Here is a 14,179-nt window from a genome sequence, read left to right as displayed (position 1 = left end):
GAGGCGAGCGCGGGGCTTGAGGCAGCGGCCAGGAAGGAGCGGAAACGCGCCAGGGGCTCCGTCTCGCGAGCGTCGTCATGGAGCCGGGCGGGCTGGACCCGGCTCCAGGGCGGCAGGGGAGGGATTCGGCGCGGTGGTTGCGTTTCGCAGCCACCGTCCGAGGGCGGGGGCGAGGGCGATCAGGAGCACGCCCCCCGCCACCGCCGCGGCCCCCGTGAAGAGCAACGTGCTGATGCCGACCGAGTCGTCGGAGAGAACGGATGCCAGCCAGTTGGCCGCCATGGCCAACAGGAACCAGCTTCCCACCGTCGTGGACGGGAACCGTGCCGGCGCCAGCCGCGTCACCTCTGAAAGGGCGATCGGTGCAGTGCACAGCTCCGCCAGGGTGAGGAACAGGTGCGTCATGAGGAGCCACACCGCGGACGCCTGGCCCGCCAGTTGGTGTTCCTTCCATGCGCCGAACATGAAGGCGAAGCCCAGCGCCATGAGCAAGGCCCCTGCTCCCATCTTGACGGGAGACCCCGGAGCCCTGCCACGCGCCGCCAGCGCGTTCCACAGGACCATGAGCAGGATTGCCAGCGGAAGCATGAACCAGGAGCCCGAGTTGCTGAACATGTTCCCGGGCACTTCCACGCCGAACAAGGTCCAATGGAGCTTCGACGCATGGTTGATGGGCAGGCTGGACAATTCGTAACACGTCCAGAACACGAACGTGAACACGCCAAGAATGGCGATGATGCCTGTCCGAGCCCGGTTCTCGTGCGTGGGGCTGACGCTGCCACTCCCACCTGGTGGTGCTGTCAATGATGCGGAAGCCGGCTTCGGTGGTGTCAGCAGCCTGGCCGGAACCGTCAGGAAGGTCATCAGGCCCAGGAGCATGAATGCCGCCGCGGCGCCGAATCCCCAATGCCAGCCCAGGAAATGGCCCACGGTGCCACAGACGAATGAGCCCAGCATGGCGCCGAAGTGGATGCCCAGATAGTAGAGGGTGAAGCCTCCGTCCCGCTGCCCTGCCTCCACCGGGTACAGTCCCCCGAGGAGGGTGGTCATGCTCGGCTTGAAGAAACCACCGCCGAGGATGAGCACGCCCAGGCCCAGGTAGAGCGCGGGCCCTGCGGGCAGTGCGAGCAGCAGGTAGCCCACCAGCATCAGCGCGCCCCCCATGATGACCGCCTTGCGCTGTCCGAGCCACCAGTCCGCGAGGAAACCTCCCGGAATGGGCAGCAGGTACGCGAGGAAGGTGAAGGTGCCGTAGAGCGAGAGCGCGTCCGAGGTGGCCCAGCCAGGTCCTCCCCGCGTCGTGGACATCAGGAAGAGGACCAGGAGCCCACGCATGCCGTAGTAGGCCGCGCGCTCCCACAGCTCGGCGAGGCAGAGCCGGTACAACCCCGGAGGACTTCCGGCGTGGGCCCGCGTCTTTCCCACCATTCCCTGGGTGTACTCACTGGCCATATGCGGCACCTCTCGAGGCAGAGGAGGTCCATGCCTCCTGTCACAGGCGTCCAGCCGCGTCCTTCATGAACCTCGGGAACACCGCGTCGCGTAGCGGGCTCGGTGGAGGCGTGGCATGTCAGTGATTGCGATGGTACCCGCTCCGCAAGTGAGAAGGAATGACACGTTCCGACGGAGTGGAACGCGGCTGTGACACGTGGGTCCGTTCCCCGGGCGGAGGCGCCCATCAGCGCGCGGAGTGAGGATTCTCCGGGTGGCGGGATGGATGCGTCCCGCCGCTCGGGAGCACCGAGATGTGGACCGGTGACGCCGTCGCTGGGAAGGTATGCCCTTCGCGTCCCTGCTTGGACGCACGAAGGGAGCTGACGATGCTGGGGGACTCTGACGAGCACACCCAAGGACGCGTGGCGTCCCGGTGGGTGGCGTTACTCATCACCGGATTCGTTCTCACGCTGCCCGGCATCGCCGCCGCCCAGGCGTACGAGGGCAGGGCCTGTACGGCGAAGGGAAGCCTCTCGCTGAGAGGGCTCCAGGTGGGCGCGAGCCTCGCGGGCGGAGTCTCCCATGGCCTCACGGGGGACTTCTCGGACTGGGCGTCATCGACGCTGCTGCCGAAGGGCAAATCTCCCGCCTGCGAGGACTGTCCGCCCGAGGCCGAGGACGACCTCCGCGAGCGGGAGATGACCGCGCACGAGTGGACGTGTGGCTACTCGGCGGAGAAGGCGATGGACGGCAAGCCGGACACGGCCTGGTGCGAAGGCGCGAAGGGAACAGGCGTGGGAGAGGTGCTGCTGGCGAAGGTGGAGCCGGGCAGGCCGGTGAGCATCTGGGCGGGCTTCGGCAAGTCGGCCCAGCTCCATGCGGCGAATGCGAGGCCACGCAAGGTCCGGCTCGCCGTGCTCCAGGCGCGGAGCGCGGCGGCAAGTCAGTCGAGCATCGACTATGGGGGGCTCACCGTGGCCGCCATGGGAGAAGTGGAGCTGAAGGACGTCAACGACTACCAGGAACTGAAGCTCCCCGCGTTCAAGCGCGATTCAAACGCCGCGGGCACCTTCGTCGCCATCGAGGTCCTGTCCGTCTACCCGGGCAAGAAGTTCACGGACCTGTGCATCAGCGAGGTGCGTGCTTCGGACAAGCCCTGAGGTCGGGCGCCCAGGTGGAGCTGTAGTGTCCGGAGCGGCTGCTACTTTCGGAACGCAGTCCCAACCGAAAGCCGCTCCTTGTACTGCTCCGGGTCCTTCAACGCGCTGGGCGACACGCTGCGCGAGCAGCCTCAGTTGCGCAGGAACTGGCGGGCGCGCGCCCAGAGCCCTGGCTTGCGCATGTCCACCTGCACCACCTGCGCGGAGGGGTCGGTGGGGGACGGCACGTAGCGCACCTGCAAGCGCTCCTCGGCGGTGCGCCCCACCGTGTTGCCATCCGGCAGCGCCTTCCCGCGCTTGAGGACGTAGCCCTGCATGTCGAAAAGAAACTTGATGGTCTCGCTGCCCTGGGCCTTGTCTGCGAGCACGAGCATGTTCGGAAGTTCGAACTGCTCCATCCCCACGCTCAGGATGCTCAGGCCCTTGCCGTCGCGCACGATGCTCAGGCCGGTGAGCGCGGGCAAGGGGAGGTCCAGGTCGCGCACGGCATCGATGAAGAACGAGGCGGGATGCGCCACGTGGCCCATACCCCAGTACACCCCGACGGCTCCGGTGGCATGTGCCACGGCCGCCGTCACCTGGGCGAGTACCAGCGCCTCGGCGGCCGGTGCGCGCCGGGCCTCGTCCCTGAACGTCACGATGACGTGCGCGGCGTGCGGCGCGAGCCCGGGCATCGACGCGAAGGACGCGAGGCTCAGGGCCGCTGCCGCTTCGATCTCGCCCGTCGCGATGGGTGCCGGGACGGGCGCGAGGATGACGTCTCCCGAGTCGTCCTGCAGGCGCAGGCACGTGATGCCGTCCTCCCGCGTCTCCTCCGGGACGAGCCGCGTGGCTTCGGGAGACAGCTCGAGGTGACTGCGAGAGATGGCCCCGCCATCCAGGGGCACTGCCATGGAGAGAAGGACAAAGGAGACGCGCATGAGGCGACTCTATAGTCCTCTGACCGGCGGCGGGGGTGAGATAGCCCGTCGGGGTGAGGTCGGCCGGGTTCGGGGTAGAGACGTCCTTGGGGTAGAAGCCACGGGACTCGGCCGCCATGAGGTTCATGGCCGGGGTGGCGCTCGAGCGGGTGGCCCCGGGCGGCACATCGGGCGCCTGCCTGCCTCAATCCTTCTCCCATGAAAGGGTCTTCCGTCCACGAACAGGCCCGCCCATCAGAGACGAAGGCGCACAGCCGAATTCCTCCTGGAAGGCCTGCGTGAAATGACTATGGGATGAAAAACCCAGGGCAAGGGCAATCTCGGTCAGACGTCCGGCAGCGCCCTGGAGCTCGAAGAGGGCAGCGCGAAGCCTCACCCGGGTGAGGTGACGGTGCAATGTCTCACCCGTCACGGCCCGAAAGACACGGCTCGCGTGAAAGGGAGACGTGCGGCACGCGGAAGCCATGAGGTCCAAAGTCAAACGCTCCTTGAAGCGAGTGGCCACCACGTGTTGCAGCTCCTCGCTCAAGCGGCGCCACGCGCGGGAAACGCTCCGAGCCCGTTCCGGCTGAGCCCGAGCATCCGACAACACGCAGTGTACCAGCGACAACGCGGTCTCTTCCCGGGCCAGGGGATCCACGGCGTGCAAGAGCTGGACATGAAGGCGCGCGGCTTGCGGTGAAATGGAACAACTTCGAGTGGGCAGACGAGGAATCAGCTCTTCGGCCAGCTCGCCCCGGAGCAGGAGCAGCGTGCCCTGCTGAGGGCGTTCCGTGGGAGAGGCCATCCAATACTCATCCGATGGCGCATGGAGCGCGGCCGTCGTCGGATCCACCACGTTGCGTTGATGCCCCAGGTCACGCAGGTGCGTTCCCGTCTGGAGGAGATCCATCTCGTAATAGAGGGCTCGCTCTCGCCAACAGGGAGGACGCGGCGAGCCGCCGGCGCAATGCCATTCACCCACGAAAAGCTCACGCCCATGGAGCAGCGTGCGCATTGGAAAAGCGAGGTCCCAGTTCATTCGAGCAAGATTCTGACAGCGCCCATCTCGGCCACCTTCCATATTGCGGCCATGCGAATCGCTCTTGTCAACGTACTTCTGCTCGTGGCCGCATGTGCCCATTCCCCGGAGTCAACCACCCCTTCCGTCCATGTTGAGACGGTGCCCGTCAATCCGGAAGATGTCAGCACCATTGATGGGGTGATGCGCGCCTTCTACGAGGTGGTGAATGTGGCCCCGGACGCACCGCGGCAGTGGGCCAGGGATAGAACGCTCTATGCTCCGTGGATCCACTTCGTTGCCATTGGGAGCAAGCTGACGGTGTTCGATCATCCGTCCTTCGTGGAACAAGCGGAGCCGCTGATGCGCGAGGGTTTCCGCGAACCGGAGCTCCGCCGCATCGTGCACCGCTATGGCAACATTGCCCATGTGGCTTCCAGCTACGAGCTGCTAAGGCGCTCGGATGGCAGTCGGCACTCTCGAGGCGTCAATTACATCCAGCTCTATTTCGATGGTCGGCGCTGGTGGATCGCGAGTGTGGTCTGGCAGGACGAGGACGCGGCGCACCCCATCCCTCCGGAGCTCTTGCCACCCTCGCCGTAAGCCCGAGGGTCGAATCCCCCTGTGCCAGCTCGCCAGGCCGGTATCGACGCGGAGCTGGACCTGCTGGGCCATCTCCTCCGCCCCCGCGCCATTCCATGCGCGGGGGCGAGGGAGCGGGTCATTCGCGCGCGAGCGGGTTGGGCAGGAAGCCGTTCGGATACAGCGCGTGGCGCAGGGCACGGTCTGTGTAACGGGTGACGACGATGCGGTCCCGGTTGAGCGCGTAGCGCGGAATCTGCGGGGTGAGCAGGTCGTACTCGGCGAAGCGCTGGCTCAGCTCGGGGAAGCGCTGGTGGAAGGCCAGGATGGTCTTCCGGACCTGCTTCCAGAACGCCTGCTCGGGCATTCCGAGCTGTTCTGAGACCAGCGGCGCCAGGTAGCGGAAGTGCCCGACGAAGACCTGGTCCACCACGTGCTGGCGGATGACCGAGGGGTGCTTGCGCGGCAGCACGTGGTCATGTCCGTCCGGCTCCGGGCCCCGCTCGGGCACGTCGGTGAACGACACGCACACGTCGTCGACGAAGTCCTTCAGGTACAGCCGGCGGGGAACGTCGTTCCCGTCGAAGCCCAGGAGGGTGTTCTGCCCGTGTGGGTTGAAGGTGATGCCGTAGCGATACAGCACGTGCATGATTGGGACGAGCAGCGTGTCGAAAAGGTGCTGGAGCCACTCCTGCGCGCCCAGGCCCGACGCGCGGACCAGCTCGGCGACGAACGCGGTGCCCTTGCCGTCCACGTGCAGCAGCGAGGCGAACGTGCGCACCCGCTCGCTGGAGTCCTGGCGCGCGGCGACCGGCTCGCGCCAGATGCAGCCCAGGGTCTCCAGGTGTTGGTACGGCACGTCCGCCACCTTCGACAGGTACGGGTGCCGCACCGTCACCGAGGCGACCTCGCCGAGGAACACCGTGCGGCACTCCTCGACCAGGAAGGGGTCGCTGTCGAGGAGGCACTGGAGCCACTGGGTGACGACGGGCGCGCCGAGGGTGCAGTGGGGAGGGATGCCGCGCCACACCAGCGTGTTGAGGATCTTCAGCGGCAGCTTGACGTCATAGCGGCCGGGCGTCGTCACGTTGGCCATGGTCCGGATGGACTGGCCTGGCAGGTACAGGTCGGTGCTCTCCCCCAGGGGCACGATGCGCCGCTGCGCCACGTCCGCGGCGTGCAGCACCTGCACCGCATGGTCCCACTGCCAGGGGTGCACCGGCATCCACACGAACGCGTCCGGGGCCAGCCCCGCGGAGGTGAGCACGCGGGTGAAGCGGCTGCGCGTCGCCTCGTCCAGCTCGCGGGCGAGCACCTCGCGCTCGGACAGCTGCGACGTGCCCCGGAACTCCGCGAGCCCGCGGTGCACGGCCACCCACAGCAGCCGTACCGGCTGGCGTGACTCCGGCGCGTAGCGGCGCACGGCGGACGCGGAGAAGTTGACCCGACCCTTGTTCGCCACCAGCCAGTTGTGCCCCGTCATGTGGCACTCCAGCTCCGTGTGGCCCAGCGCGCGCAGCTCCGCGGCGGTGCTGCCTCCGTGGGTGATGCGCGCGGCATCCACCGCCAGCGTGGACGACAGCTCCAGGAAGTACGTGGACAGCGTCGACGGGTCCGTGCCCAGCGTGGAGGCGGCGTCGGTCAGGAACTGCAGCGCGTCCCAGGCCGGCTCGGCGATGCTGTTGCCGAGCATGCTGGTGGCGCTCCGGGTGATGGACGCGGGGTCCACCTTCATCCAGCCGAAGGCGCCCGGCTTCGCGGAGAACACATAGGAGGTGCCGCTCCCCAGGTCGACCCGATAGCGGCCCTCACCGTCCTGGACGGGCTTGAGCATCTCCTCGAAGCACCACTCCCCCAGGGCCTTGGCCAGCAGTCGCCGGTTGGCCTCCTTCCACGCGGCGGGCTCCACCTCCGACAGGGCCGGCACCGGGTGGTCGTTGCCCCCCTCGAGGACGGCGTGGGTGCGGTCCACGGAGGTGGGGAGGATGCTGACGGGGTTGCTCAGGTCCAGGGCTTCGGTTCTGGCTTTCACGGTGACTCCTTCAAGGAAAGGGACTGCTCACGGATGGCCGGGCGCGTGGCCCGGGCCGCCGGGTTGGAGAGGACGCGGAGGGCGACGACGGCCCCCGCGAGGCACACCGCCGATGCGGCGACGCAGACCGCCAGGTAGGCGTGGGCGAAGGCCGCCTGGGCGAGCGGCATGAGCGCGGGCTCGACGAGGCCGAACTGCCCCGTCTCCAGGGCCGAGCGCACGCTCCGGGCCGCTTCGGCTGGCAGCGGACCGGACTCGAGGGCGGCGCCGAGCCGCGAGGAGAACACGGCGCCAAAGGCCGCCACGCCCGTGGCGGTGCCCAGGGGATAGCAGGCGTTGGTCAGCCCCGAGGCCATGCCCGCTCGGGCGGTGGGGACGACGCTGACCGCCACGCCCATCATGGGCGGGAAGATGATGGCGCCTCCCGTTCCCATCAGCACCAGGCCCACGAGGCTCAGGGCCCACTGCCCCTGGATGGCGGCGCCTCCGAGGGCCAGCAGCCCCAGCCCCTGGAGTGCGAAGCCGCTCGCCACGAGCCCCGCGGCGGAGAAGCGCGCCTGCAGCCGTACCATGAACAGGCCCGCGACCAGCAGGCTCCCCGTCAGCGGGAGCAGCCGCAGCCCCACCTGGAGCGGTGAGCCGCCGGACGCGCCCTGCAGCCACAGGGTGGTGAAGACCAGCACGCCCAGGCTCGACATGCGGGCGAGGAACCCGAGCACCGCCGTCCCGGAGAGCGCGCGGATGCGCAGCAGCTCCAGGTCCAGCATGCTGCCGGGCCGCCGCTGGCTCGCGATGAGCGCCACGAGGAGCACGACCCCGGCGCACGCGGGGACGAGCACGTTGGGAGAGCCCCAGCCGGTGTCCGACCCCACCATGAGCGGGTAGTGCAGCGACAGCAACACGCCGATGGCGAGCAGCGCGCCCAGCGGGTCCAGCTGACGGCCGGTGTCCTGCGGCGTGAGGGCGGGCATCCGCGTCAGCGCGCCGATGACGACACCCACGCCGATGGGCACGTTGACCAGGAAGATCCACCGCCAGCCGACCAGCTCGACGAGCACGCCTCCCACCACCGGCCCGAGTGCGCCCGCGGCGGAGGCGATCGCCGCATAGGTGGCGATCGCCTTCCGGCGCTCGGCACCTTCGTACACGGCGGCGATGAGGGCGAGCGCGGGGGCGAACACCATGGAGCCGCCGAGCCCCTGCGCCACCCGGGCCGCGATCAGCGCCTCGGCATTGGGTGCCAGGCCGCACAGCATGGAGGCCAGGGTGAAGAGCGCGATGCCCGCGACGAAGACGCTCCGGCGACCGATGCGGTCCGACAGCGCGCCCGCGGTGAGCAGCAGCGCGCCGAACGCGAGCGAGTATGCGGACACCGTCCACTGCACCTGGTGCAGTCCGGCCCCCAGGTCCTTCGCGATGGCGGCCAGGGCGACGTTGACCACCGTCACATCCAGCGTCATCACCACTCCGCCCGCGCTCACCAGCGCGAACGTCCAGCGGGCCGCGCGGCGGGCGTCGGCGCTCGCGCGGGGTGCCCCGGTGCTGTCATCAGGACGGGTGCTCACGAGGCCTCCGGAGCGCGAGCGACGAGGGGCCGCGCCGCGGCCTCGGGCACCATCGGCGTGGCGGTCGTGGTGGACCGTGGCGTCTCCTGGGGGCGGGGACGCGCGACGACCTCCGGGAGCCCGAAGCGGGAGAACGCGGTGCGCTGGGGCAGCGCGAACACCTCACGCCCCATGACGGCGTTGAGGATGGTGGCGTTGCGGTACGCAGACACGCCCAGGTCGGGCGCGGCGACGCCATGGCTGTGCAGGTCGGCGTGGGAGACGAAGATGCGCCCGCTCACCTGTGACGCCAGCTCCACCGAGTGGTCGAACCGGACCTTGTAGCGGCCCTGCTCGTCCCGACGCAGCAGGCCCTCCATGGGCTTCAGGAAGACCGGCGGCCGCTGCTTGTAGCCCGTGGCCGCGACCACCAGCTCCGTCGTGTGCTCGAACGTCTCCCCGGTGTCGAGGTGCCGGCAGCGCAGCACCACCTGGCCCGCGCCATTCACCGAGGACTCCTCCACGGCGACGCCGGAGCGCAGCTCCACGTCGGCCAGCCCGGTCTCCAGCTCGCGCCGGTAGAGCAGGTCGTGGAGCTGCTCCAGCGTCTCCGTCGAGATGCCCTTGTAGTGCCGCCACTGCTCGGCGACGAGCCGGTCCTTCGTCGGCTGGGGCAGCGCGTGGAAGTACCGGACGTAGGCCGGCGTGGTCATCTCCAGGGTCAGCTTGGTGTAGTCCAGCGGCGCGAACGACATCGTGCGCGTGAGCCAGCTCACCGCGCCACCGCCCGTGAGGTTGCGCTGGAGCAGGTGCAGGGCGACTTCGGCGCCCGACTGCCCGGAGCCGACCACCGTCACGTGCCGAGCGGCCTCCACGTCGGTCTGCCGGTGCAGGTAGTCGCCGGTGTGGATGCGCTTGCCGGGAGGCAGCGAGGCCAGGGCCGGGGGCAGCGTCGGCTCGGTGCCGATTCCGAGCACGACGTCGCGGGCGGTCATCACCAGCCGGCGGCCGTCACCGCGCAGCACCTTCAGGACGAAGCGCTGGCGGGCCTCGTCCCAGCCGAGCTCCTCGACCTGGTGCGAGAAGCGCACCGAGGGAAGCTTCGCGGCGGCCCAGCGCAGGTAGTCCTCATACTCGCGGCGCGTCGGGTGGAAGCGCTCGCGGATGTAGAACGGGTAGAGCCGGTCCTTGTCGTGCAGGTAGGCCAGGAACGACAGCGGGTGCGTGGGCGCTATCAGCGTGACGAGGTCGGCGAGGAAGCTGAGCTGGAGCAGGGCCTCGTCGAACATCAAGCCCGGGTGCCAGCGCAGCTCCGGCCGCGACTCGAGCACGACCAGGTCGAGCCCCTGCACCGTGGACGCGAGCGCCGCGAGGCCGAGGTTGAAGGGCCCGCAGCCGACCGCCACCACGTCGTGCTCGGTGTGCAGGGGGGGCGCATCAGGAGAGACGGTTTTCACGGCAGGTCCTCCTCGGACCGGGGAAAGACGAGCAACGTCGCGTTCTTGTCGGAAAGGGTGATGGGGCCGACGGTTCGGAAGCCGGCGGCGGTGAAGGCGCGCAGCGACGGGGCGTTGCGCGAATCGGGCTCGGCGACCACCCGGGTGCAGCGCGGGTCCGCCGCGAGCAGCCCCTCGGCCACCGCGCGCAGGAGCGCCCGGCCCAGGCCGCGGCCGGTGCGGCCGAGGTCGCCGATGGCCACGTGCACGCCCAGGTCATGCGGCTGCTCCGCGTAGTGCCCGGCCAGCCGGTCGCGCACCACCCGGTAGATCTCGAGGTACGCCAGCGGGACGCCCTCGAACTCGAGCATGACCGGCAGCGAATGGTCTCCGGCCGCCTGCCGCTCCAACTCGGTCCGCCAGCGCTCCACGGGCCAGGCCTGCTTCCAGAATTCGGCCACGTGCGGGGCCTGCATCCAGAGGTGCACCCGCTCCAGGTCCTCGGCGACGCGCGCGGGCCGGGCCGACCACGGCGCGCGGACCCGCGGCACCGGGGGCGCGGGCACGCCGCTGCCCACGACGTTCTCTCGGGCCAGGGCGGTCATCGCGCCGCCTCGCGCAGCGGGTTGGGCGCATTGAGGTACACCGACTGCGCGTCCAGAGGCGCGAGCACCTCGTCGATGCCGTGCAGCCGGGTGAGCAGGTTGCTCTTGCAGGGCAGGGTGTCGGCCTCCAGCCACCTGCGGGCCAGCCGGTCTCCCCGCGGTCCCGCGGCGGCCAGTGACGGCAGCGCCTCACGCAGCCGCCCGGCCATGATGGCGAGCAGCCGGCGCTCCTCTCCCAGTCCGTCCACGCCGAGGCACCCCACCACCGCGAGCGCCTGGTTGCGCAGCAGGTAGTAGGAGAGCCGCTCGTCGACGATGGCGTCGTCCACCACGGCCAGCGTCGAGGCGCTCGCGCCGAGCCGCTGGAGCAGCCGGGGCAGGTGCGACGTCGCGAGGTAGTAGCCCTGGTTGTCCCGGAAGGCCGCGCCGGTGACGCGGCCCCGGGCGTCGAGCCGCACCAGGGTGTTCTGCTGGTGCGCCTCGAGGCCGATGCCGGTGGCCGCGTACAGATGCAGCATCGGCACCAGCACGCGGTCCGTGTAGTCGGCCACCCACTGCTCGGCGGCACCCGTGCCGAGCTCGGCCACCCTTGCTCCCAGCTGGCTGCGCCCCAGTCCCGGGCGCGGCGCCACCAGCCCGGCCAGGCAGCGCAGGTCGGCGATGCCGGAGGGCACCTCCCGCACCGCCACGTCCAGGCCCGTCACGTCCGGGCCCCCGGGCCGTGAGGGCTCGTCCACCGCAATCCACGCGGGGTCTCTCACGATGGAGAAGCCCGGGTGGGCGGCGAAGGTCTCCCGTGCGTAGCCGGCATCCAGCAGCCGGTGGACTTCCAGCCCGCGCTTCAGCTCGGTGCGCGTGGACTCGCGGCGGGAGTTGGTCAGCCGCAGTCCCAGGGACAGCTTCAGCATCACCGAGACGTCGGGCCGGTAGACGGTGCGCACGCTGGAGGTGGCCCACCAGCGGGGCCCACGCTCTCCCAGCGGCGCCAGCAGGCCCGCTTCAATCAGCGCGGCGATTCTCGGCCGCGTCAGGAGATCTCGGGCCTGCCACGGGTGCGCCGGAATCAGTACCTGGCCTTCGTCCCGGGGCCGCTCCGCCAGGTCCATCATCAGCGCCACCGTGTCCCGCCCGGAGAGCGAGGGGGCGCCCTGGACCGCGTCGTGGGACACCACGGACGGGTCCGCGGCGAACCAGTGCAGCCGGAACGAGCCCCTCAGCTCCGGGGAGAAGTCCACGGTGTCGGAGGAGGAGAGCCCATCCCGGCTCTTGGGCGCCGGGTGGTGCAGGTGTCCCAGCACCAGCGCCTGCTCCGCCGCGAGGAAGCCGTCCACCGGCGGCGGTGGCAGCGGGTGCTCGCGGCGGTGGGTCACGAAGTCCGCCACCCGGCGCACGGACTCCGCCGTGCGCTCGACCAGGTCGGCCAGCGCGCCCGAGGGAACGCCACCGGGGCGTGCGCCTCCCCGCATCGCGGCCTCGTGGGCCACCAGCGCCACGGCGAGCACGGCGAGCACGGCGTCGGCGCAGCTGGAGGTGCTTCCGCCCGGACCCTCCAGGAACACCGGGCCGAAGCGGTGCCAGCCGCTCGGCGAGCAGTGGCTCACCTCGGTGCGCAGCGCCAGTCCCGTGCTCGGCAGCGCGACGCGCAGCGGCCCCGGGTGGACCGGCGTCCGGGTCTCCACGAGCCAGCAGCGCAGCAGCGCCTCCAGGTGGGCATGCTCCGCCGTTCGACGCGCGTCCGCGTCGTGCAGCGGGTCCGAGGTCGGGACTTCGTACCGGGGAAGAATGGCGGCGCTCATGCGGCCCCCTTCTGCAAGCGGGGCGTGCAGGCACGGCCCGCCTTGAGAACGGCCTCCACGAGGGCGTCGAGGTCCTCGGGGGTGGTGGTGGGATTGAGGAGGGTGAACTTGAGGCACACCCGCTCCGGCGAGCCGGGCCCGTCCAGGCGGACCGCGGTGCGGCCAATCAGCGCGACGCCGGTCTCCATCAGCCGGCGGCGCAGCGCGCCGTTGATTTCGTCCTCGCGCACCGGGTCCTCGTCGCAGCGGTAGCGGAACACGACGGTCGTCAGCTCGGCGGGAGACACCAGCTCCAGCTCGGGCTGGGCCGCGATGCGCTGCTCGGCGTGCCTGGCCAGGTCGTGGCAGGTGTCGACCATGTCGCCCATTCCCCGGCGTCCATAGGCCAGCAGCGTGGCGGCGACCTTCACCGCGTCGGGCCGCCGGGTGGTCTGCAGGCTGCGGCCGAGCAGCCCGTCATAGCCCGCGGCCGAGTCGTCGCCCGGGTTGAGGTAGGCGACCTCGCGCTCCAGCGCGGAGAAGGTGCTCCCCTTGGAGACCAGCAGCGCGCTGGTCGCCGCCGGCTGCCAGCCCAGCTTGTGCAGGTCCACCGTGACGGAGTCCGCCAGCTCCAGTCCGGCCAGCCGGCCCGCGAGCCGCTCGGAGAACAGCGCTCCGAAGCCATACGCCGCGTCGACGTGCAGCCAGACGCCGTGCTCGGCGGCAATCGCCGCAATCCGCGGCAGCGGGTCGACGCTGCCGAAGTCCGTCGTTCCCGCAGTGGCGACGATGGCCAGCGGGGTGTGCTCCGGACCCAGCTCGCGCAGCATGGCGTCCAGCACTTCGGGAATCATCCGGTGGCGCGAGTCGGTGGGCACGGGCCGCACGGCGCCTTCACCCAGGCCGAGCGCGGCGCAGGCGCGGTGCACCGAGAAGTGCGCCAGCTCCGAGCACAGCACCACCGGAGCCTGGAGCGCGGCCACGCCCTGCCGGCGGACGTCGATACCCCGCCGCAGCGCGGCCGCGTCCCGTGCCAGCAGCAGGCCCAGCAGGTTGGACATCGAGCCGCCCGGGGTGAGCACCCCGTCCGCCCACCGCCCCAGCCCGGCCAGCTCCACCAGCCCGGCGATGAGCCAGCGCTCCACGGCGATGGCCGAGGGCCCCGAGTCGTACGTGTCCAGCGAGGCATTGCTGGCGCTGGCCAGCGCGTCCGCGGCCACGGCGACCGCCAGCGGAGGCGGCTGCAGGTGCGCCACCGCATGCGGGTGCGACAGGTGGAGTCCGTGCTCCACCAGCACCCGGCCCAGCCGGGCCAGTGCGGCCTCGGTGCCCATGCCCTCCTCGGGGATTCCGTCCACGCCAAGCGCCGCCGTGGCCGAGGCCATGACCTCCGCCGGGGTGCCGGCCCGCAGGGGGCCGCTGGGCCACCGCGCGGCGGCCAGCGCGTTGCCCACCGCGCCCGTCAGCGCGGCGGACACCGCGGCCAGTCCTTCGCGAGAGCCCGCCAGCACCGACGACGGGCGGCGGGGCCAGCCGGGCGTCACGGCCGCGTCGGGCCCCCGCTTCCGCTCTTCAGTTTCAGCCTGCATGGTGATTTTCCTCCGGTGTTGATTTTAATGATAAGAATCAATTTCAACTTCGGGACACACTTCGGCCCTGACAGCGCGCGAGGAGACCGCGGCCGTTCGTGC

General features: G+C 70.5%; 11 protein-coding genes. 2 read left to right on the top strand and 9 right to left on the bottom strand.

The genetic code is table 11. From position 1 onward, the window contains the following. Positions 1–75 precede the first annotated feature (75 nt). Positions 76–1,452 carry a peptide MFS transporter gene (locus G4D86_RS11005; RefSeq protein ID WP_163992481.1) on the bottom strand — a complete coding sequence of 459 codons (1,377 nt, stop codon included), beginning with the start codon at positions 1,450–1,452 and terminating at the stop codon, positions 76–78. 368 nt (positions 1,453–1,820) lie between these two features. On the opposite strand from G4D86_RS11005, the gene G4D86_RS11000 reads away from it, so the two are divergent. Further along, positions 1,821–2,594 carry an NADase-type glycan-binding domain-containing protein gene (locus tag G4D86_RS11000; protein ID WP_163992479.1) on the top strand — a complete coding sequence of 258 codons (774 nt, stop codon included), beginning with the start codon at positions 1,821–1,823 and terminating at the stop codon, positions 2,592–2,594. A 131-nt stretch (positions 2,595–2,725) separates the two neighbouring features. Here G4D86_RS11000 and G4D86_RS10995 read toward each other — a convergent pair whose 3' ends face one another. Both G4D86_RS10995 and G4D86_RS10990 read right to left on the bottom strand, forming a co-directional pair. Beyond that, positions 2,726–3,514, bottom strand: coding sequence for a DUF4261 domain-containing protein (locus G4D86_RS10995; RefSeq protein ID WP_163992477.1), 789 nt, complete (start codon positions 3,512–3,514; stop codon positions 2,726–2,728). 184 nt (positions 3,515–3,698) lie between these two features. After that, positions 3,699–4,406 (bottom strand): helix-turn-helix transcriptional regulator, encoded by a 708-nt coding sequence (locus G4D86_RS10990; RefSeq protein ID WP_163992475.1) that lies wholly within the window; start codon positions 4,404–4,406, stop codon positions 3,699–3,701. 57 nt (positions 4,407–4,463) lie between these two features. Between G4D86_RS10990 and G4D86_RS10985 the strand changes: the two genes are divergently transcribed. Further along, positions 4,464–5,117, top strand: a complete 654-nt coding sequence (locus G4D86_RS10985) for a hypothetical protein (RefSeq protein WP_163992473.1) — start codon at positions 4,464–4,466, stop codon at positions 5,115–5,117. Positions 5,118–5,235: 118 nt separating this feature from the next. On the opposite strand, the gene G4D86_RS10980 is transcribed toward G4D86_RS10985, so the two are convergent. The 6 genes from G4D86_RS10980 to G4D86_RS10955 are packed head-to-tail and all read right to left on the bottom strand — an operon-like array spanning position 5,236 to position 14,077. Further along, positions 5,236–7,128, bottom strand: coding sequence for an IucA/IucC family protein (locus tag G4D86_RS10980; RefSeq protein ID WP_163992471.1), 1,893 nt, complete (start codon positions 7,126–7,128; stop codon positions 5,236–5,238). Continuing rightward, the gene (locus G4D86_RS10975) at positions 7,125–8,693 is read right to left on the bottom strand and encodes an MFS transporter (protein WP_163992469.1); all 1,569 of its coding nucleotides are present in this window, start codon (positions 8,691–8,693) and stop codon (positions 7,125–7,127) included. The genes G4D86_RS10980 and G4D86_RS10975 overlap by 4 nt, the downstream gene beginning before the upstream one ends. Beyond that, a complete protein-coding gene (locus G4D86_RS10970; protein WP_163992466.1) occupies positions 8,690–10,129 on the bottom strand; it encodes a lysine N(6)-hydroxylase/L-ornithine N(5)-oxygenase family protein in 1,440 nt (479 codons plus the stop codon). Before G4D86_RS10970 ends, G4D86_RS10975 begins: the two co-directional genes overlap by 4 nt. After that, the gene (locus G4D86_RS10965; RefSeq protein ID WP_163992464.1) at positions 10,126–10,713 is read right to left on the bottom strand and encodes a GNAT family N-acetyltransferase; all 588 of its coding nucleotides are present in this window, start codon (positions 10,711–10,713) and stop codon (positions 10,126–10,128) included. The genes G4D86_RS10970 and G4D86_RS10965 overlap by 4 nt, the downstream gene beginning before the upstream one ends. After that, positions 10,710–12,509, bottom strand: a complete 1,800-nt coding sequence (locus G4D86_RS10960) for an IucA/IucC family protein (RefSeq protein ID WP_163992462.1) — start codon at positions 12,507–12,509, stop codon at positions 10,710–10,712. Before G4D86_RS10960 ends, G4D86_RS10965 begins: the two co-directional genes overlap by 4 nt. Continuing rightward, positions 12,506–14,077: a pyridoxal phosphate-dependent decarboxylase family protein gene (locus tag G4D86_RS10955; RefSeq protein ID WP_163992460.1), complete on the bottom strand. Its 1,572-nt coding sequence runs from the start codon at positions 14,075–14,077 to the stop codon at positions 12,506–12,508. The genes G4D86_RS10960 and G4D86_RS10955 overlap by 4 nt, the downstream gene beginning before the upstream one ends. Between the last annotated feature and the right edge of the window lie 102 nt (positions 14,078–14,179).

This window comes from Pyxidicoccus caerfyrddinensis (assembly GCF_010894405.1).
Lineage (GTDB): Bacteria > Myxococcota > Myxococcia > Myxococcales > Myxococcaceae > Myxococcus > Myxococcus caerfyrddinensis.
Note: the sequence above shows the minus strand (reverse complement) of the source record. Positions and strands in the feature narration are given on the sequence as shown.